Source organism: Actibacterium pelagium (assembly GCF_002285415.1).
In the GTDB taxonomy this organism is placed as follows: domain Bacteria; phylum Pseudomonadota; class Alphaproteobacteria; order Rhodobacterales; family Rhodobacteraceae; genus Actibacterium_B; species Actibacterium_B pelagium.
Genome location: NZ_NSBU01000007.1, coordinates 1,016,583 through 1,036,701, shown reverse-complemented (window position 1 = coordinate 1,036,701; position 20,119 = coordinate 1,016,583). Strand labels below are relative to the sequence as shown.

At 57.1% G+C, this 20,119-nt stretch carries 20 protein-coding genes and 1 tRNA gene; 13 read left to right on the top strand and 8 right to left on the bottom strand.

Annotation, left to right across the window (positions count from 1 at the left end):
• The 6 genes from CLM58_RS13960 to CLM58_RS13935 all read right to left on the bottom strand — a co-directional run bounded on the left by CLM58_RS13960 (position 1) and on the right by CLM58_RS13935 (position 8,259).
• A complete protein-coding gene (locus CLM58_RS13960; RefSeq protein ID WP_095596497.1) occupies positions 1-411 on the bottom strand; it encodes a universal stress protein in 411 nt (136 codons plus the stop codon).
• A 47-nt stretch (positions 412-458) separates the two neighbouring features.
• The gene (hisD, locus tag CLM58_RS13955) at positions 459-1,766 is read right to left on the bottom strand and encodes a histidinol dehydrogenase (RefSeq protein ID WP_095596496.1); all 1,308 of its coding nucleotides are present in this window, start codon (positions 1,764-1,766) and stop codon (positions 459-461) included.
• A 27-nt stretch (positions 1,767-1,793) separates the two neighbouring features.
• Complete coding sequence (locus CLM58_RS13950; protein ID WP_095596495.1) at positions 1,794-2,840, bottom strand: DUF475 domain-containing protein; 1,047 nt, start codon at positions 2,838-2,840, stop codon at positions 1,794-1,796.
• Positions 2,841-2,843: 3 nt separating this feature from the next.
• Positions 2,844-5,312: a TRAP transporter large permease subunit gene (locus CLM58_RS13945; protein ID WP_095596494.1), complete on the bottom strand. Its 2,469-nt coding sequence runs from the start codon at positions 5,310-5,312 to the stop codon at positions 2,844-2,846.
• 116 nt (positions 5,313-5,428) lie between these two features.
• Positions 5,429-6,523: a TRAP transporter substrate-binding protein gene (locus tag CLM58_RS13940; protein ID WP_095596493.1), complete on the bottom strand. Its 1,095-nt coding sequence runs from the start codon at positions 6,521-6,523 to the stop codon at positions 5,429-5,431.
• 134 nt (positions 6,524-6,657) lie between these two features.
• Positions 6,658-8,259: a GMC family oxidoreductase gene (locus CLM58_RS13935; protein WP_095596492.1), complete on the bottom strand. Its 1,602-nt coding sequence runs from the start codon at positions 8,257-8,259 to the stop codon at positions 6,658-6,660.
• Between the two features lie 107 nt (positions 8,260-8,366).
• Here CLM58_RS13935 and CLM58_RS13930 point away from each other — a divergent pair, with 107 nt between their 5' ends.
• Positions 8,367-9,137 carry an IclR family transcriptional regulator gene (locus CLM58_RS13930; protein ID WP_095596491.1) on the top strand — a complete coding sequence of 257 codons (771 nt, stop codon included), beginning with the start codon at positions 8,367-8,369 and terminating at the stop codon, positions 9,135-9,137.
• 130 nt (positions 9,138-9,267) lie between these two features.
• Here the strand turns inward: CLM58_RS13930 and CLM58_RS13925 are convergent, their stop codons facing one another.
• Positions 9,268-9,921, bottom strand: coding sequence for an alpha/beta hydrolase (locus CLM58_RS13925; RefSeq protein WP_095596490.1), 654 nt, complete (start codon positions 9,919-9,921; stop codon positions 9,268-9,270).
• A 156-nt stretch (positions 9,922-10,077) separates the two neighbouring features.
• Between CLM58_RS13925 and iscR the strand changes: the two genes are divergently transcribed.
• From iscR to CLM58_RS13870, 11 genes are all read left to right on the top strand, one after another.
• A complete protein-coding gene (gene iscR / locus CLM58_RS13920) occupies positions 10,078-10,539 on the top strand; it encodes a Fe-S cluster assembly transcriptional regulator IscR (RefSeq protein ID WP_095596489.1) in 462 nt (153 codons plus the stop codon).
• Positions 10,536-11,609 carry a cysteine desulfurase family protein gene (locus CLM58_RS13915; RefSeq protein WP_095596488.1) on the top strand — a complete coding sequence of 358 codons (1,074 nt, stop codon included), beginning with the start codon at positions 10,536-10,538 and terminating at the stop codon, positions 11,607-11,609. Before iscR ends, CLM58_RS13915 begins: the two co-directional genes overlap by 4 nt.
• Before the next feature lie 42 nt (positions 11,610-11,651).
• Positions 11,652-13,184 carry a Fe-S cluster assembly protein SufB gene (gene sufB / locus CLM58_RS13910; protein WP_095596487.1) on the top strand — a complete coding sequence of 511 codons (1,533 nt, stop codon included), beginning with the start codon at positions 11,652-11,654 and terminating at the stop codon, positions 13,182-13,184.
• Complete coding sequence (locus CLM58_RS13905; protein WP_095596486.1) at positions 13,184-13,387, top strand: hypothetical protein; 204 nt, start codon at positions 13,184-13,186, stop codon at positions 13,385-13,387. Before sufB ends, CLM58_RS13905 begins: the two co-directional genes overlap by 1 nt.
• Before the next feature lie 4 nt (positions 13,388-13,391).
• The gene (locus CLM58_RS13900) at positions 13,392-13,709 is read left to right on the top strand and encodes a heavy metal-binding domain-containing protein (protein WP_095596485.1); all 318 of its coding nucleotides are present in this window, start codon (positions 13,392-13,394) and stop codon (positions 13,707-13,709) included.
• Positions 13,710-13,714: 5 nt separating this feature from the next.
• On the top strand, positions 13,715-14,470 hold the full coding sequence (gene sufC, locus CLM58_RS13895) for a Fe-S cluster assembly ATPase SufC (protein ID WP_095596484.1): 756 nt from the start codon (positions 13,715-13,717) through the stop codon (positions 14,468-14,470).
• Entirely contained in the window at positions 14,470-15,756 is a 1,287-nt protein-coding gene (gene sufD / locus CLM58_RS13890; RefSeq protein ID WP_095596483.1) for a Fe-S cluster assembly protein SufD, read from the top strand. Before sufC ends, sufD begins: the two co-directional genes overlap by 1 nt.
• Positions 15,753-16,271: a YIP1 family protein gene (locus CLM58_RS13885; RefSeq protein ID WP_095596482.1), complete on the top strand. Its 519-nt coding sequence runs from the start codon at positions 15,753-15,755 to the stop codon at positions 16,269-16,271. The genes sufD and CLM58_RS13885 overlap by 4 nt, the downstream gene beginning before the upstream one ends.
• Positions 16,268-16,870: a YIP1 family protein gene (locus tag CLM58_RS13880; RefSeq protein WP_095596481.1), complete on the top strand. Its 603-nt coding sequence runs from the start codon at positions 16,268-16,270 to the stop codon at positions 16,868-16,870. The genes CLM58_RS13885 and CLM58_RS13880 overlap by 4 nt, the downstream gene beginning before the upstream one ends.
• The gene (locus tag CLM58_RS13875; RefSeq protein ID WP_095596480.1) at positions 16,863-18,083 is read left to right on the top strand and encodes a cysteine desulfurase; all 1,221 of its coding nucleotides are present in this window, start codon (positions 16,863-16,865) and stop codon (positions 18,081-18,083) included. Before CLM58_RS13880 ends, CLM58_RS13875 begins: the two co-directional genes overlap by 8 nt.
• A gap of 47 nt (positions 18,084-18,130) precedes the next feature.
• A tRNA-Arg gene (locus CLM58_RS13870) sits at positions 18,131-18,207 on the top strand.
• A gap of 493 nt (positions 18,208-18,700) precedes the next feature.
• Here the strand turns inward: CLM58_RS13870 and CLM58_RS13865 are convergent.
• The gene (locus CLM58_RS13865; RefSeq protein WP_143226579.1) at positions 18,701-19,084 is read right to left on the bottom strand and encodes a hypothetical protein; all 384 of its coding nucleotides are present in this window, start codon (positions 19,082-19,084) and stop codon (positions 18,701-18,703) included.
• A 498-nt stretch (positions 19,085-19,582) separates the two neighbouring features.
• On the opposite strand from CLM58_RS13865, the gene CLM58_RS13860 reads away from it, so the two are divergent.
• Positions 19,583-20,119 (top strand): tetratricopeptide repeat protein (locus CLM58_RS13860; protein ID WP_198950966.1); only part of this gene is annotated, 537 nt, incomplete at its 3' end.

Genomic DNA, 20,119 nt, shown 5'->3' with positions numbered 1-20,119 from the left:
CTAGCCGCCGCGATAGACATGCACGGTGCAGGACGCATGGCGCACGACCCGCGCTGCGGTCGATCCGATCAGATAGTCGCTAAGACCGGGTTTGTGAGAGCCGATCACGATGCAATCGTAACCGCCGCTTTCGGCATAATCCACGATAGAGCGATAGGCGTGGCCGCGGATGATTTCTGCCTCAACACCGTCAAACCCTTTGGTCTTTTCTTTCAAGGCCTCCCACGCGGCGTCCAGACCCTGTTGAATGCGCTCTTCTCCCATCAGGGCGCTGACCGTGCCTTGAGGAATCTCATAGACATGCAGGGCCGTGATCTTACCGTCGGCATCGGCCAAGGATTTCGCGGCGGCCAAGGTTTTCTCGGACACGCCATGGGTCAGCGCCAGTGGCACGAGTATTTTTTGAAACATTAGATGTCCTTTCGTGACGTGTTCAGTCCGTTCAAATCTGTGTCGTTTTAACCATCAGCGCTAAGATCGAAGGTTTCATCGGGGAAGTATTTGGCAAGGCGGACGTCCGCGGCACGGGCATGTGCCTCCATCCCTTCCAGCCGCGAAATGCGGGCGGTTGCCTCGGCGACCTTCTTTGACCCTTCGCGTGTTGCCCTTTGCCATGTGACGATCTTCATGAATTTGTGAACGCTCAGGCCGCCAGTATAGCTAGCCGCGCCCGAGGTCGGAAGAACGTGGTTCGTACCAGAGGCCTTGTCGCCGTAAGACACGGTCGTCTCTTCGCCCAAAAACAACGAGCCATAGCAGCGCAGCCGGTCCAGCCACCAATCCAGATCGCCGGCCTGAACGGTTAGGTGTTCAGGCGCATAGGCGTCAGAGGTCGCGGCCATTTCCTCTCGGTCGTCGCACAGGATGACCTCGGCATAATCGCGCCACGCAGCTTCGGCGTTTTCGCGGTTCAGCTCTGGCAGGTCAGCGATCAGGTCGGGGACGCGGGCAAGGACTGCTTCGGCCAAGGGGCGATGGTCTGTCACCAGCCAAACAGGAGAGTTATATCCATGCTCTGCCTGACTTACGAGGTCGGTTGCGACGATGTGTGGGTCAGCACCCTGATCGGCAAGGATCAGGCTGTCTGTGGGGCCAGCGATCATGTCGATACCGACGCGGCCATAAAGCGTGCGCTTGGCCTCGGCCACGAATTGGTTGCCGGGGCCCACGATAATATTTGCCTTGGGTTGGTCGAACAGACCAAAGGCCATCGACGCAATGCCCTGAACGCCCCCGATCGCCATGATCTTGTCCGCCCCGCAGGCGTGCGCGGCAAAGACAATCGCCGGGTAAAGCCCGACTTCGGGCTGGGGCGCGGAGCAGACGGTGATATGTTCACAGCCAGCGACCTTTGCCGTGGTCACTGTCATGATCGCGCTTGCGATGTGACGATACCGACCCGCAGGTACATAGCACCCGGCGGCCGAAACCGGGATCGCCTTTTGCCCGGCAATCAGGCCCGGGTTGATCTCGTATTCCACATTTTCGACGGTTTTCTTCTGGACCTCTGCGAACCTGCGCACGTTGTCATGGGCGAATAGGATATCGTCCTTCAGCTTCTGCGGGACCTTGGCGCAGGCAGCGTCGATCTCATCCGGGGTCAGTTGAACGTTCCCATCGTATTTGTCGAACTTGGCGGCGTATTCCAGCGCTGCGGTTTCGCCGCGGGCCTCGATATCGGCCAGAATACCTGCGACGATCTTCGTGGTTTCACCCGCGTCCGACCGCGAGGTAAGGGCCGCTTTTTTCAAATAGTTACGCGCCACTTCAAGGTCCTTTCTGGTTGCGGCTCCCTAGGCCTGTCGCTTGTTATGAAGGATTGAGGCATAAAAGGCCGTCGCGATCAGCGTCATGCCGACCCCGCCGGTGATCAACTCGTGCACATGGACGATGGATTGCAGGAACATCACGATCGACAGAGCAAAGATCGAATAAAAGGCGCCATGTTCGAGATATCGGAATTCAGCCAAAGTCCCGCGTTCGACCAGCATGATGGTCATTGAACGGACATACATGGCACCGATCCCAAGACCGATCGCGATCAAAAGGATGTTGGTCGTCAGCGCGAAGGCTCCGATCACGCCGTCGAACGAAAAGCTTGCGTCCAGAACTTCAAGATACAGGAACGCACCCAACCCGCCCTTGGCGCCGATCTCGGCGGTGGACCCTGCGATATTGTCCAGATAGGTGCCCAGCCCGTCGACCATGGCAAAGACCAAAAGGCCCATGACCGCCGAGGTCAGGAAACGGCCGATGTCCTTGTCGGGAAGGGTCTGAGAGATCGCCAGCACGATCACCAGCACGAAAGAGATTTCGAACCCCCGGATCGAGCCCCACCGGCGCAGCCTCCGTTCCAGCATTTCAATCCAGTCGATGGATTTGTCCTCGTCGATGAAGAACTTCAGCGCGACCATCATCAGGAAGGTCCCGCCGAAGGCAGAGATCGGGCCGTGTGCGTGGCCGATAATCCGGCTGTATTCATCCGGGTCTGACAGGGCCAGATGCATCGCAGCGAAAGGATTGATCCACGCAAAGATCGCGACAATGGCCAGCGGGAAGATGATCCGCATCCCGAACACGGCGATCAGGATCCCCCAGGTCAGAAAACGCCGCTGCCAGACCGGGGTCATCTCGACCAGCTTGTTGGCGTTGACGATGGCATTGTCGAAGGACAGCGCGATCTCTAGCGCGGCCAGAACCGCCCCGACAATCAGGAAGGACACCACTCCAGACATTGTGCCTTCGGTTTCCCAGCCCAACCAGCCGCTAAGCCCCAGACCGATGACTGTCGTGATCAGCGGCCATTTCAGGTAGGAAAGAGTACCTCGTTTTACAGTCATCGATTAGTTTCCTGACATTACGGCTGGCAGCCAAAGCACCAATTGCGGGAAGAGGAACAGAAGGATCAGGCCGAACAGCTGGACCAGCATGAACTGCATCATGCCAAGATAGATGTCCTTGAGATCCCAGTTGGGCACGACCCCCTTCAGGAAGTACGCGGATAGGGCCACGGGTGGCGATAGCCACGCCGTCTGCAAGTTCACCGCGACCAGAATGCCGAACCAGACCATCATGTCGTATCGGCTAAGGCCATAGACATCCAACGCCTCGACCGTGGGCAGCAGGATCGGCACCACGATCAACACGATGGGCACCCATTCCAAAGGCCACCCCAGAAGGAAGATCAACGCCATCACCAAGATCAGGATCAGGTAGGGCGACATATCCAGCCCCAGCAACAGTTCGGTCATCATCTTGGGCGTTCCCAAAGAGCTGAACTGCGCCCCGAAGAAGTTCGAAGCCGCGACCAGGAACATGATCAGAACGGTGATCTCCAGCGCCTTGATCAGGCTGTCGAAGAAGCTTGGGATGGTGAACTTCCGATAAGCGACCGACAGCAGGATCGCACCGAACGCGCCCATTGCGGCGGCCTCGGCCGGTGTTGCCAGCCCCAGAAGGATCGAGCCCAAAGCAAAGGAAATCAGGATCGTCGGCGGCATCAGCCCCGCGAAGAATTCGTCCCAAAGCTGCGAGAAGTAGAAGTTGCCTTCGGCATCCGCGCCATAGATCGGCTTGGACAGGAAGGCGAGCAGCAAGACGAAGGCTGCAAAGATGATCGACCAGACCGAAATGCCGCCCTCACCAGATGCGACAAAGACCATGGCCAGATGGAACAGAACGCCGATCGGGAAGACGATGCGCAGGACGTTCAGCTTCCGATAAGCCAGATAGGCAACGGCGATCACGGCCGAGACGACGATTAGGCCACCGAACGGGATGAACCCAAATGCGCCACCAAGGCTTAGACCAAAGACCCGGCAGATGGTCAGTACGCCCAGACAGATCAGGGCCACCTCTGCACCGTAGAACTTCGAAGTGTCGGGCTGGTCTTCTTCCGAAAGGATCGGACCCAGGCTTGGGTTCATCCAGCAACGCCCAAGCGTGTAGAGCAGATACAGAGATGCCAGCAACGCACCGGGGATGAAGGCCCCGCGGAACAGATCCAGCGTCGAAACTTCTAGGACTGGACCCATCACGATCAGCATGATCGACGGTGGGATCAGGATACCCAAGGTGCCACCTGCCGTGATCGTACCCGCCGCCAGTTGGACGTTATAGCCAGAGCGGCTCATCGTGGCGCCGGCCATGATGCCCAGAAGCGTGACCGAGGCCCCAACAATACCCGTCGCCGCCGCGAAGATCGTCGATACGATCAACACCGCGATGAACAGGGCGCCGCGGACGCGGGCCATGATCATCTGAATCGAGGCGAACAGACGCTCCATCAACCCGGCGGCCTCCATCACGATCCCCATCAGGACGAACAGCGGGACCGCCATCAATTGGTCGTTCAGCATGGTCGAGTTGGTGTTCAGCGTCATCAGCAGGGTGGTCAGCTTGAAGTTGGCCCCCCAGATGCCGAAGACAAACGCCAAGAAGATCAGGGTGAATGAGATCGGGAACCCGATGAAAATCACGAACAGCATCGCGCCCAGCATGATCAAGCCAATGGTGGGCTTGGACAGGTTGGGGCGAGCCGACATGATGTCAGAGAACCATTCTCCGCCCGGAACAACCTCGGGCTGGAATACCGCCAGAACCAACCAGATCAGAACGATCAGATAGACGGGTAGGGCCCTTACGAACAGGCGCTCGCGCTCTTTCCCCATTCTGTGGAAGGCGCGGAAGATTTCGGGGATGCCCTGCAGCATCAGCAGGAAGCCACCGATGGGCATCGCGATCCGTGCGGGCCACAATAGCGGGCCCCATGCACTGTCGATCTGCATCGTTTCGCCTGTGGAATAGGCCAGCCACCAGAACTGGGCCGCCACAACGGTGAAGAAGATCATCGAGGGCATGAAGAACAGCAGGTACAGCGACGCGTCCACGGTCGCTTGGGTCTTGGCGGACCAGTTGCGGTACAGGAAGTCCGCCCGGATATGGACGCCGCGCATCAAGCCATAGCCAGCCGCCCCCATAAACAAGACACCCGCGATCATACGGCTGGTGTCATAGACCCACAGAGTAGGTCCAAGCCCTAAGGAACGAGCCAGTTCTTCGAATCCAGCGTTTTGCAGGATCGCGAAGGAATTTCGTGAAATGACCTCGTACACCACCACCGCGATCAACGGGATCATGAGCAAGGCTATCAATTGGCCTGCTCGATGGTTCAGTACATCAATCGCTGCGGTAATCGGGCGTTGCCACGCCGTCATATCCTCTGGCGTTTCACCGGGCGCTTCGGCGCGTCGTTCCGCGATCAGCTCATCTGCAATCTCAAGCTCATCCGGGTTCACCTCATCTGCGGCCATCCCAATTCTCCCTTGTTGTCGCTGCCCTCTTGTGGGTCTTCATTTTTGGAAAAGGCTTTTGCCCTTGCCGAAAATGAAGCGCGGGACCCTGATGGGCCCCGCACCGTCGCTGATTATCACTTCAGCGTGTCTGCATGTGCTCGACCCAGACCCGCGTTCGAGGTCTGCGCGCCTGCCCAGAATGGAACTGCGATGTCCGCAAAGTCTTTCTGAGACTGCCAGACTTCAGCGAAGAACTCGTTCTCGTCCGCTGCTGCCTGCAAGGCTTTCTTGGCTGCTGCCATGTACTCGGTGAAGTAGTCCGCCGGAGTGTCTTCAAGGATAACGCCGTGGTTATCGGTCAGATCCTTCAGCGCCTTGCCGTTTTCATAGATACGGTAGGACAAGGACTTCGACAGCGATGCGTTTGCTGCCACTTCCAGCGCTTTCTTCTCGGTGTCGGTCAGGCTGTCGTAGAAGTCGCCGTTCACATACATGTCGGCGTTCACGGTGACCTGGTGCAGACCCTGCAGATAGTAGTGCTTCAGCACCTTCTGGAAGCCGAAGACAGAGTCAGGCTTCGGGCAGCACCATTCGGCTGCGTCGATGGTGCCTTTTTCCAGTGCCGGCAGGATGTCACCGCCACCCATTGCGACGGCTGGAACGCCGATGTCAGCATAGGCTGCGCCAACCATGCCCGGAGGAGCGCGGAACCGCATCTGGCGGAAGTCATCCATCGACTCGATCGGTTTCGGGAACCAGCCTAGGGCCTCGGGGCCAACCGGCTGCAGCATGAAGGCTTTGACGTTTACGCCCATTTCGTCCCACAGGCGGTCATACAGCTCTTTGCCGCCGCCATACTGGAACCAGCTTAGGAACGCGATGTTGTCTAGGCCAACACCGGCGCCCGCGACTGGTGCACCAAAGAGGTTCGCCGCTACGTGCTTGCCACCCCAATAGTGGGTCCACGCAAAGCCGCCTTCGACAAGGCCTGCATCCACCGCGTCCATGATGTCACGCGGGCCAACCACGGCGCCTGCCGGCAGTACTTCAATCGTCAGCGATCCGTTCGTCAGAGCGGCCACGTCCTTGCCGAACTCGTTCAGCATGAAGACTTCGTCTGCGGTGTTTGGCAGAACCGATTGGATCCGCAGTACTTTCTCAGCCATTGCGGCTGTCGACATAAGCGCAAGTGCTGTTACACCCGCTGCCACATTTTTTAGTCTGAACATTTATAGTCCTCCCAAAGTTAAGTGCCCTCGTTGACTTTATATTTCCTTCGGGGCTGAAGGCGTTGCCCCGCTGTTGTTCCGTGTTTTGACCAAAGGCGTCTTCATTCTTCGATCGGCGAATTGGTGTGTGTGCATCATGATCGGGCGTCCTCCAGAACCAGGTCGGCGGCCTTTTCGCCAATCATGATACAGGGTGCATTCGTGTTGCCGCTGACGATTGTCGGCATGATCGAGGCATCCGCGACGCGCAGGCCCGAAACCCCTTTGACCCGAAGCCGCGGGTCCACGACGGCTTTGTCGTCCACCCCCATTTTGCAGGTTCCCGTCGGGTGGTAGATCGTGACCGAGGTCCGCCGCGCCCAATCCAGTGTTGCGACCTCATCGTCAAACGCGATCCCCGGGCCGGGGGCGTGTTCCTCGGTGATGTGAGATTTCAGCGGGTTGGTCTGGGCGATCTTCCGAGCGATCTGGATGCCTTTGACGATGGTTTTGCAGTCAAGGTCTGTTGCCAGATAGTTCGGATGGATCGCCGGGTGATCCTCCATCCGGGCCGAACGTAGCGAAAGATGTCCCGCGCTTTCCGGGCGCAGCTGCAGAACAGAGGCCGTAAAGGCCGAAAACTTGTGCGGCCCGTCGGAGGGTTTGTCCGCGCTCCACGGTTGGATGTGAAACTGGATATCCGGCGTCTCAAGCCGCTCGTCGGTTTTCAGGAAACCCGTGCCAAGGCTGGCTGCCATCGTCATTGGCCCGCGTTGGGTGAGGGCGTATTGCATCGCCATCATGCCTTGCTTGAATATGTTGTTGGCTTCCGTGTTGATCGTGCTGAGGCTGGTTTTATAGACCGGGCGGGCCTGCAGGTGGTCTTGCAGGTTCTTTCCTACCCCCGGCAGTGCTGTGTGAACGTCTATCCCATGAGGCGTCAGTTCTTCGGGGTCACCGATCCCTGACAGCATCAGGATCTGAGGCGAGCCGATTGCCCCGGCGCTTAGGATCACCTCTTTCCGGGCGCGGATGTCTTCTAAAAGGTCGTGACGCTTGATGCGGATACCAGTCGCGCGCCCGTCTTCGATCAGAACTTTCTCTGTTTGCGCGTTTGTAAGGATTGTCAGGTTCTTGCGACCTTTGGCGGGCTTCAGATAGGCCACCGCCGAAGAGCACCGCCGCCCCCCTTTCATTGTCAGTTGAAAGTAGCCGACACCTTCTTGGTCTTCACCGTTATAGTCCTTGGTCCGCCGATACCCCGCGGCCTCGGCAGCATCCAGCCACGTGTCCACGACCTCTCGCGTCAGCCGAGAGTCTTGAACTGAAAGCGGTCCGTCTGTGCCTCGAACGTCGTTCGAATGCTCGCCGTTCCATGTCTCTGATCGCTTGAACAGGGGCAGAACGCTGTCCCAAGACCACCCGATACACCCGAGCTGAGCCCAGTGGTCATAATCTTGAGGTTGGCCCCGGACATAAAGCAGCCCGTTGATCGAGCTGGATCCACCCAGCACGCGACCCCGGGGCCATGAAATAGAGCGCCCGGCGATGCCTTCGTCCTTTTCGGTGACATACCCCCAATCCGAGTTCGGGTTGCCCATCGTGCGGAAATAACCGACCGGAATATGGATCCACGGGTTCCGATCTGCCGGCCCCGCTTCGATCAGCGCAACAGAGAACCGACCATCCGCCGACAGGCGATTAGCAATCGCACACCCGGCAGACCCAGCCCCAACTATTACGAAGTCGAATTCCATTTTACCCCAAAATATCAAAAAATGAGACTTTAGTTCTCGATTTTGCGATCTCAGGACGTTACAGTGATTCGCGAGAAATTCATCATTTTTTTTGAAGAGGGCTGACTGTGTCGGAATCTGAGCGCATCCCAACCAATCTGAGAACGCTGAGAATCCTAGAGGTTTTAGGTCAAAGCGATCAGGCGATGACCGCAACGCAGATCAATGAACACATAGGTCTGCCCAAGCAGACGGTTCATCGGCTGTGTGTCACGCTGGAAGAAAATGGCTTTCTCACGCGGCCCGGAAACGCAAAGAAGTACCAAGTGGCCCGACGGTTACGCGACCTTGGGTCCGGCTTGCTGCACAATTCACGCGATCATGTCGCCAGACACCAAATCCTGAAGGAAGTCGCCGAGCAGGTCGGGGAAACCGTCAACTATGCGGTGCCGGGCAACGAAGGCATGAGCTATCTGGATCGGGTCGAGACCGACTGGCCGTTTCGCATCCAGTTGCCGATCGGCACAAGCGTTCCGTTTCACTGCACCGCAAGTGGAAAAGCTTTTCTAGCGAGCCTTGCCCCGAAAAAGAGAGAGGCCTTGGTTGCCTCGCTCAATCTTAAAAAGATGACGGAACATACATTGTGTGACAGCGCGTCGTTGCTGGAAGAGCTTCAGAACATTCGCAAGCTTGGCTATTCCACAGACCGGGAAGAGTTCATGAACGGCATGATCGCGATCGCCGTGCCCGTGCTGGATCCGCATGGTCGCTTTGTCGCCGGACTTGCCTATCACGGCCCGTCGCAGCGCATGTCCCTGACCGAGGCTGTCGAGCGCAAAGAACTGCTGCAAGGCGCGGCTGCGAAGCTCAGCGACGTCCTGTTTCAGGACGACGCCTGATTTTCGGTCATGAAAGTTAAGGGATTGGTCGCCGAGCGGCTCGGCTTGCGGGCAGACCCATTCCCATAGGGGTGTTTCAGGTCTGCCGCATAAGAGGAGTTTAGGGCGCGTAGAGATGCGCCCTAACTCTTTATCGGGTGTTCTCGGTCAGACGACGCGAGACATATTCCTGAACATTACCGATCATCGTGTCCATGTGCGGCTCTTTGAAGAAGTGGTCTGCTCCTTCAAGCTCTTGGTGGGTGATGGTGATGCCCTTCTGTTCGTGCAGCTTGTCGACCAACGTCTGGGTGTCAGCGGGCGGTGCCACGCGGTCAGCAGAGCCGTTGATGATCAGGCCAGAGCTGGGGCAGGGCGCCAAGAACGAGAAGTCATACATATTCGCAGGCGGCGAAACGCTGACAAAGCCTGTGATCTCGGGGCGACGCATCAGAAGCTGCATGCCGATCCATGCGCCAAAGCTAAAGCCGGCGACCCAGCAATGTTTCGCATTGGCGTTCATCGACTGCAGGTAATCCAGAGCCGAAGCCGCATCTGACAGCTCGCCCACGCCCTGATCGTATTCGCCCTGACTGCGGCCCACGCCGCGGAAGTTAAACCGCAGAACCGTGAAGCCCATGTTGTAGAACGCATAGTGCAGGTTGTAGACAACCTTGTTGTTCATCGTGCCGCCAAACTGCGGGTGTGGATGAAGAACGATCGCGATCGGTGCGTCTTTTTCTTTCTGAGGGTGATACCGACCTTCAAGTCGGCCTTCGGGGCCAGGAAAAATGACCTCAGGCATGCGCTACTCTTCCGCTTAGGTGGCCTGTGCTTAAACTTGACGAGTTTGCTCAGGCATTCTAGAACAATTCTAAATTTTCGGACGATACCGAAAAGGGGTGCAAAGGGAGGTAATTGCCCTGCCGCCTCACGTCAACCGTTTGCAGGGGGTAGGCCCATGAAACTCAGCACGAAAGGCCGTTATGCGATGGTTGCGCTGGCCGATTTGGCCCTTCAGCCAGCCGATGGGCTGACAACGCTGGCCGAAATCTCGAAGCGGCAGGACATCTCACTGCCCTATCTCGAGCAGCTTTTCGTGAAACTGCGCCGCGCCGGACTGGTGGAATCGGTCCGTGGGCCGGGCGGTGGTTACCGTCTTGCCCAGTCACCGTCGGACATTCGGGTGGCCGATGTGCTGGGCGCCGTGGATGAAACTGTCAGTGCGCTGCACACCGGGGCAGGGGCCTCGGGCGGCGTGTCGGGCTCGCGTGCGCAGTCGATGACCAACCGGTTGTGGGAAGGGCTTAGCGCCCATGTGTATGTCTTCCTTCACCAGACGCGCCTGTCGGATGTGGTGAGGAATGATCTGGCGCCGTGTCCTGCGGTTCCGACCCTGTTCCAAGTGGTGGACGAGGGATGAACCGAACCTATCTTGACTGGAACGCCACGGCCCCACTGCGGCCAGAGGCGCGCGCAGCGATGCTGGCGGCGATGGATGTGGTGGGCAACCCGTCTTCGGTCCATGCTGAGGGGCGTGCCGCGAAGTCGCTGGTCGAGAAGGCCCGCGCACAGGTCGCGGCGGCTGTCGGGTGCAACGTTTCAGAGGTGGTGTTCACCAGCGGCGCGACCGAGGCCGCGAGGGTTTTGGAAAACCGCCCTGCAGGCTGCGATGTCATGGTGCAAGACACCGCGCATGATTGTCTGTGGTCTCATTTTGATCTGAGCAACGAAGATGGGGCCGGTGGCCACACGCTGGCCATGGGGCTGGCCAATAGCGAAACCGGCGTGATCACCGAGCCGCCCGCGCGCGATGCAGAGGGGCTTTTGCCCTATGGCGCGCGCAAGGCGAACTATCTGCTGTTGGATGCGGTTCAAGCCGTCGGCAAAATCCCTTTTGCCTTCTCATGGAGCGGCGCTGATCTGGCTATTGTTTCTGCCCACAAATTCGGCGGACCCAAGGGAGTTGGCGCTCTGATCGTTAAGCAGGGGCTGGATATCACCTCTTTGGCCGTCGGTGGCGGACAAGAGATGGGGCGCCGCTCTGGCACGGAAAACATCATTGGAATCGCGGGCTTCGGGGCCGCAGCTGAGGCAGCTCAGCGCGATCTTGAGGTCGGTATTCCGGACCAAGTCGAAAAACTTAGAAACATTCTAGAAAACACGCTTGCGGCTGAGGCAAATAAAACTATTTTTGTCGGAAAAGATGCACGTAGGATTCCTAATACCTCTTGCTTTATCACGCCCGGTTGGAAGGGCGAGACGCAGGTGATGCAGATGGATCTTGCTGGTTTTGCCATTTCGGCGGGGTCGGCTTGTTCCAGCGGCAAGGTCAAGGAAAGCCGCGTTTTGCGTGCGATGGGATATGACGCTGACCAGGCAAGGTCGGCTGTGAGGGTCTCGCTTGGCCCCACAACAACAGAAGATGACGTGCTGCGTTTTGCCGAAGCGTGGCTAAAGGCTTGGTCTCGGCACCAGGCGCGCGCAGCATAAGGAACACGGGGGGGCGGCGCCCCCGGCAGGAAGGAAACAGCGATGTCTGATCAAGTCACCGAAGTCCGTGAAGGCGTAGACCGCGAGACGGTTGAAACCGTCAACGCGATGGCCGGAAAGTACAAATACGGTTGGGAAACCGAGATCGAGATGGAATACGCCCCGAAAGGGCTGACCGAGGACATCGTCCGCCTGATCTCTGCCAAAAACGAAGAGCCCGAGTGGATGACAGAATGGCGTCTGCAGGCCTTTGATCGCTGGCTGAAGCTGGAAGAGCCGGATTGGGCGATGGTCGAATACCCGGAAATCGATTTTCAGGACCAGTACTACTATGCCCGTCCGAAATCGATGACCGAAAAGCCCAAGTCGCTGGACGAAGTCGATCCCAAGCTGCTGGCCACCTATGAAAAACTGGGCATCCCGCTGAAAGAGCAGATGATCCTGGCCGGTGTCGAGGGCGCGGACGAAGTGCCTGCCGACGGCGCGAATTCCGAGCGTAAGGTAGCCGTGGACGCGGTGTTTGACTCGGTCTCGGTCGGCACGACCTTCCAGAAAGAGCTGAAAGAGGCGGGTGTTATCTTCTGCTCGATCTCGGAAGCGATCCGTGAGCATCCGGAACTGGTGAAGAAATACCTTGGTTCGGTCGTACCGGTATCGGACAACTTCTATGCCACGCTGAACTCGGCCGTCTTCTCGGACGGATCGTTCGTCTATGTCCCGCCGGGCGTTCGCTGCCCGATGGAGCTGTCGACCTACTTCCGCATCAACGCGGAAAACACCGGCCAGTTCGAACGCACCCTGATCATCGCGGATAAGGGCTCTTACGTGTCTTACCTCGAGGGCTGTACCGCACCGCAACGCGATACTGCGCAGCTGCACGCGGCCGTCGTCGAAATCATCGTCGAAGAAGACGCCGAAGTGAAATACTCGACCGTCCAGAACTGGTTCCCGGGCGATGAAGAGGGCAAAGGCGGAATCTATAACTTCGTGACCAAGCGTGCGGACTGCCGTGGGGACCGGTCGAAGGTTATGTGGACACAGGTGGAAACCGGTTCTGCCGTCACTTGGAAATACCCGTCCTGCATCCTGCGTGGCAACGAAAGCCAGGGCGAGTTCTACTCGATCGCGATCACCAACAACATGCAACAGGCCGATACTGGCACCAAGATGGTGCACTTGGGTAAAGACACCAAGTCGCGGATTGTCTCGAAGGGCATCTCGGCGGGTAAAGCGCAGAACACCTATCGTGGTCTGGTCTCGATGCACCCGAAGGCGAAGAACTCGCGCAACTACACCCAGTGTGACTCGCTGTTGATCGGTTCGGAATGCGGGGCGCACACGGTTCCGTATATCGAAGTGAAGAACAACTCTTCCCGCGTAGAGCACGAAGCGACCACATCGAAGGTCGACGACGACCAACTCTTCTACTGCCGCCAGCGCGGCATGGATGAGGAAGAGGCCGTGGCCCTTGTCGTCAACGGCTTCTGTAAGGAAGTGCTGCAAGCCCTGCCGATGGAATTCGCAATGGAAGCACAACAGCTGGTTGCGATTTCGTTGGAAGGTTCTGTGGGCTGATGTCGACCATCATCGCCTTGGCAATCGACTCGGCTGGCGTTGGTGTCGGCGTGTTCGTCGGCATGCTGATTGGTCTTAGCGTGCGTCGGAAACGTGTCGGAACTGACGAGGGGCTGATTGGAAACTCTGTCCTGGTGACCGCCTTGGTACTGGGACTAGGGGCCATGGCGTTGATGATGCTGATGAAAGCGCTTTGGGGGTGAAAAGATGATCGTGACAACAACGCCCTCGATCGAGGGGCACAAGATTGTTGACTACAAGGGCATCGCCGTAGGCGAAGCTATCTTGGGCGCGAATGTTTTTCGTGACGTTTTTGCAGCCATTACCGACATCGTCGGGGGCCGATCAGCGGCCTATGAACAGGAATTGGGCAAGGCGCGCGACGTCGCCTTGCGGGAATTGAAAGATCGCGCCGCAGCCGTCGGCGCAAATGCTGTGGTTGGGGTCGACCTCGACTATGAAGTGATCAACAACATGCTGATGGTGTCGGCTTCTGGCACCGCCGTCACCGTAAGTAAGGACTGAGAAAAATGCTGGAAATCAAAAACCTACACGTCAAACTTGAAGAAGAGGACAAGCAGATCCTCAAGGGTGTCGACCTGACCGTCGAGGCTGGCAAGGTCCATGCGATCATGGGGCCCAATGGTTCGGGCAAGTCGACCTTGTCCTACGTCCTGTCTGGTCGCGACGGCTATGAAGTAACTGATGGCGAAGCAGCACTGGAAGGTGAAGACCTGCTGGATCTGGAACCGGAAGAGCGTGCTGCAGCGGGCCTGTTCCTCGCGTTCCAATATCCGGTGGAGATCCCCGGCGTTGGCAATATGACCTTCCTGCGCACCGCGGTGAACGCGCAGCGTAAGGCACGTGGTGAAGAAGAGCTGTCGGCAGCCGACTTTCTGAAAGTCGTTCGCGCCAAAGCTAAGGACCTTAAGATCGACGCAGACATGCTGAAGCGCCCTGTGAACGTTGGCTTCTCGGGTGGCGAGAAAAAGCGAAACGAAATTCTGCAGATGGCGATGCTGGAACCGAAGATGTGCATCCTAGACGAAACGGACTCGGGTCTGGACGTCGACGCGATGAAACTGGTTGCCGAAGGCGTGAATGCCCTGCGCGACGAAGGCCGTGCCTTCCTTGTCATCACACACTACCAGCGCCTGCTGGATCACATCAAACCGGATGTCGTTCATATCATGGCTGACGGCCGTATCGTGAAGACCGGCGGCCCCGAGCTGGCGCTGGAAGTTGAAAACAACGGTTACGCCGACATTCTGGCGGAGGTCGCATAATGGCCCTGCCGCAAGTGAAACAAGACGCCACCGATGCGCGCCTTGCTGCGCTTGGCGAAGTTACGGCCACAGGCTGGTCCGCCAAGGTGCGGGCCGATGCGTTGGCGCGTGTCCGTCAGATGGGCCTGCCCGGTGCGCGGGATGAGTATTGGAAATACACCAACCCGGCGCGCTTGACGTCTGTCGAGCCGCAGGCCGCTTCGCTGTTTGAAACCGACGAGTCGCCGGTATTCGGGACAGTTGATCGGCTGCGGATCATTTTTGTGGATGGTGTGTTTGACGCCGATGCCTCGGACGACCTGTCGCTTGAAGGTATCGAAATTTCCCGTTTGGCAGAGGCTCAGGCCGCTGACATCCATTGGGCCAAGGACGTTTATGGCGTTCTTGAAGCGAATGGTCAGACCCCCGTGGAACGCCCGCTTGCGGCGCTGAACACGGCCTTTGCGACAGACGGTGTTCTGATCCGCGTCACAGGCAAGGTCTCGAAGCCTGTCGCGCTGTCTTACGTTCATGCCAACACCCAATCCGACGCGATCTTGCATCACGTCGTGAAGGTGGAAGAGGGGGGCGAACTGACCCTTCTGGAGAACGGCCCCGCCGCCGCGCGGTTCAACAAGGTGCTAGAGGTCGAAGTCGCAGACCGCGCTGCGTTCCACCATGTGCGGGCCCAAGGTCGCGATCATGAGCGTCAGGCCGTGACCCATATCTTCGCTCGTCTAGGCGAAGAAAGCCTGTTCAAGTCCTTCACCCTGACCGCAAACGGTGTGATGACTCGCAACGAAGCAGTGATCGAACTGACCGGTGACGATGCATCGGCCCATATCGCCGGTGCATGTGTTGGCGACGGTGATTTCCATCACGATGACACCGTTTTCATCACCCACGACGCCGAGCGTTGCGAAAGCCGTCAGGTTTTCAAAAAGGTGCTGCGTAACGGTGCGACCGGTGTCTTCCAAGGCAAGATCCTTGTGAAGGAAGGCGCGCAGAAGACCGACGGTTATCAGATTAGCCAGTCGTTGCTTCTGGACGATGACAGCCAGTTCCTGGCCAAGCCAGAGCTGGAAATCTATGCCGACGACGTGGCCTGTTCTCACGGCTCTACCTCGGGTGCGATTGACGAAGAGGGTCTATTCTATCTTCGCTCGCGTGGTGTCCCGAAAGATGACGCGACCGACATGCTGACGCTGGCCTTCCTTGCTGAAGCGCTGGACGAAATCGCGGATGAAGCACTGGCCGAGGAAATCCTTGACCGGATGGCTGGCTGGCTGGTGCGCCACCGCGCATGAGCGTAACTCAGGATATCGTGGCCACCTGGCGCAATCCGCGCCGGGTGATCGCTCGACAGCTTGCGGGAGGTCAGCGTGAAGACCGTGCCTTGGCTTATGCCATGGGTGCCTGCGCGCTGATCTTTATCTCGCAGCTTCCGGTGATCGCGCGTCAGGCGCACTTGGACGACACCGTGCCGCTAGAGGCCAGTCTGCAATACGCCGCCATGGCATGGCTGCTGGTTGCGCCGCTGCTTCTGTATGGCGTCGCGGCAGTTTCTCACATCGTGTTGATGATCTTTGGTGGCAAAGGCAGTTGGTTCGGCGCGCGTCTGGCGCTGTTCTGGTCCTTGCTGGCATCAACGCCGTTGTGGCTGTTCTATGGAATGGTGCGCGGATTCATCGGTGAAGGCCCGGCCGAACAGGCGGTTGGTGCGATCCTGTTGATTGGCTTTGGGGTGATCTGGCTCTTGTCCTTGCTGGAAGCAGAGGGCATGACCCGAGTGAAAACAGCTGAAGGTAGCCCCAAGTCATGACTACGATCCTCCAAAACCTTTGGAGCTTGGCGCTTGAGTCCGTCCAAACACCGCGAGTCGCGGCCCGTAAGGTTTTGGAATTGCCCGCAACGCGCGGACAGGCCTGGGGCGCCTTTGTCGCGATGATCTTGCTGTCGGTTGTCCTGACCGGCATTGGGCAGATTTTGTTTCCCGTTCCGCCCGAACAAGTTCTGGCATTCTTGCAGATGTCCCCATTTCAGGCTGTTGGCCTTTTGGGTGGCATAACGCTGGCGTTGATCATGGCCATTGTAAGCATCGGGCGCCTGATGGGCGGGCAGGGTGATATGGACGGCGGGTTGCGTCTGTTTGCATGGATGCAGGCCATCCTGATCGCTCTGCAGGTCGTGCAACTGTTGCTGGTCCCGGTTATGGCCATTCTTGCGGCTTTGCTGGGTCTGGTTTCGATCGCCTTGTTCATTTGGCTGCTGCTGAATTTTGTCGCCGAGCTGCACAAGTTCGACGGCATTGGTCAGGCGATCGTCGTAACGGTTCTGTCGTTTGTCCTGACAACTTTTGTGTTGATCTCACTGATCTCTCAACTGGGATTACTTCCCGTGATGGAGGCTCCAAATGTATGACCTAGAGAAGGTCCGCGCCGATTTCCCGATCCTGTCGCGTGAGGTGAATGGCAAGCCGCTTGTGTATCTGGACAACGGAGCATCCGCACAAAAGCCGCAGGTCGTAATTGACGCGGTTACCAAAGCGTATGCCGAAGAATATTCGAATGTTCACAGGGGCTTGCATTACCTTTCTAACCTGGCGACCGAGAAGTACGAAGGCGTCCGTGGCATCGTTGCGCGCTTCCTTGGTGCTAAGGATGAAGATGAGATCGTCTTCACCACGGGCACCACGCAAGGCATCAACCTGGTCGCCTATAGCTGGGCCATGCCGAACCTGCAGGCTGGGGACGAGATCATTCTTAGCGTGATGGAGCACCACGCCAACATCGTGCCTTGGCACTTCCTTCGCGAACGACAGGGTGTGGTTCTGAAATGGGTCGATGTCGACGCGAATGGCGATCTTGATCCACAGAAGGTGATTGATGCGATCGGTCCCAAAACCAAACTGGTCGCGATCACCCAAATGTCGAATGTTTTGGGGACGGTCGTTGACGTGAAGACGATCACGCAGGCCGCTCATGACAAGGGTGTTGCCGTGCTGGTTGACGGCTCGCAAGGCTCGGTGCACATGCCCGTGGATGTCGAAGATATCGGCGCTGATTTCTATGCCATCACTGGTCACAAACTTTACGGCCCCTCGGGTTCCGGCGCGATCCACATCCGCAAGGAACGCATGGACGAGATGATTCCTTTCTTTGGCGGTGGCGACATGATCCGCGAGGTCCACAAGGACGAGATCACCTATGCCGACCCGCCCATGAAGTTTGAGGCCGGCACCCCCGGCATCGTCCAGCAAATCGGAATGGGTGTGGCGCTTGAGTACCTGATGGAGTTGGGCATGGAGAATGTCGCAGCGCATGAGAAAGCGCTGACTGCCTATGCTCGACAAAAGCTGGACGGTTTGAACTGGTTGAACGTGCAGGGCCATTCGGCGACCAAGGGCGGGATTTTTTCATTCACGCTGCAAGGTGCGGCCCATGCCCATGACATCTCGACAGTGTTGGATAAAAAGGGCGTTGCCGTGCGTGCGGGACACCACTGCGCCGGTCCTCTGATGGATCACCTGGGTGTCAGTGCGACCTGCCGCGCCTCGTTCGGTTTGTATAACACCACCCAAGAGGTTGATAAGCTTGTGGAAGCGCTGGAACTCTGCCACGATCTCTTCGACTGATTTGCCGGTTGCGGGGCATGGTTGCATGCCCTATATCCCGGCCTCAGGCACCCGTAGCTCAGCTGGATAGAGCGCTGCCCTCCGAAGGCAGAGGCCAGAGGTTCGAATCCTCTCGGGTGCGCCATTTCTCTTATTTAAGCTGTTGTAATTTAAGAGTAATTGACATTTAACTCCCTGCTGTCCCCCCTAAAATACCCCCTGCAAGCGCTCGGGGCCTTAGCCATCCGTTGAATTATTTGAATTGTGGATGCGTAAAGAATCTGGGGCAGGCGGTTCCACGGGCCAACTTTCACCAAAATGGGCCACCCCCTCCTATTCATAGAACAATGGAGGGGTACGTTTACCTTCCCATTTTCTAACGAGCGAAAATAGTCTGAAGAGCGAGCTTCCTTGTCAGCGTTCGCACAACAGGCGAGCAACCAAAGAAAAGTGGTTCGGTGATTCAACCTTCTTTGCGCACCCGGATCGCATCGCTATTTTTTTCACATAAGCGATATTCTAGATTTTAACCTTCTCGTCGCGAAACTTCACTTGGACAATGCGGTTCGGTTTTTTCTCGCGACGGTCTGCAGCGCCGTGTTCGCTCAGTTGCGAAATCAACAGTTTGGGAAGGAACGCTAGTCGATAAATTCCACGTTCCAAATGGTTAGATCGACTTCCACAATATTGTTCGATATTTCCGTGTGATAAATCCCATCAAACGAAATAGAACAGCCTTCGTTAGGATTCCCAAAAATTTCCTGCTGAGGGCACTGCATGGCTCTTTTCGTTGTGCCTCGTCCATCGTCAAGCTCAACATCGTATGTCACTAACCCAACAGTCACGACAAAACTCGGGTCGCTTTCATCCCACATCCAACTTCTTTTGAGATGTCCCTGAACCTCGGTAAATTCCTTGTTATCAAGCTCCATTACAGCAGCTAAACGGTCGTTGGCTTCGAAGCCAAATACAGGAGCACTTAAAGTAATGCCAACTATTACCCCTCCAATAATGCTCTTCACCTGCGTACCTTTCTGAAATTTTGTCCTTATACAAAAAACTATGGGCACTGATACTGCCGAGCGCAAGCCAAGGTATCAGTTGCGGCTGAACTAGATACACATGCCCTTAAAGTTCCAAAGACCGCATTTTCAATTTTCGAATACCGTCCCAATCTTAGTGTTCACGGTTGGCAGATGGAAACGCACCCAACCAAGCCACATGTCTGACATGTTCAAACGGGGTAGAGCAGGGCAAACCGGACCCGCCACCAGATTGGGACAGATTGCTGGCGAAGCGTGTCCGCTTTCTCAAGATAGCGGCGGAGCACTTCAGTGGGGGAGGATCACGGGCACGTATCTCGGTCGTAGAGCGACGATTGATACAAAACGCTCCAAGCAGCTTTTGAATGACGGAATGAACATCTCAGCGCGTGAAATGGGTATCAGTCGGCAGTCTGTTTATCGCCTCAAAGCTTGAAGTGGCGATTTTGACATAGGTCAGGGCAGCGCATTATCGCGATGGTAATCACCGTTCGTGAACGGGAGGATTATCAAGTGAAGGCATTTAGAACGATTTCATTCGTGTTGGGCTTAGCAATCGCAAGCGCGGGCGGATTGTCTGCTCAGGATTTTGACAAGGGATTGGCAGCGGCTAAGCGCGGTGATTATGAGAATGCACTGACGGAATGGCGTCCGTTGGCAGAGCAAGGACACGCATCAGCGCAATACAGTCTGGGTGTGATGTATTACAACGGATACGGCGTCACACAGGATTATGTGGAAGCGGTCAAATGGTATCGCAAAGCTGCTGAGCAAGGACACGCATCAGCGCAATTCAATCTGGGTGTGACGTATGATAATGGCGACGGTGTCACACAGGATTCTGTGGAAGCGGTCAAATGGTATCGCAAAGCTGCTGAGCAAGGCGACACGGATGCGCAATTCAATCTGGGTGTGACGTATCATTATGGCGACGGTGTCACACAGGATTATGCGGAAGCGGTCAAATGGTATCGCAAAGCTGCTGAGCAAGGCGACACGGATGCGCAATTCAAT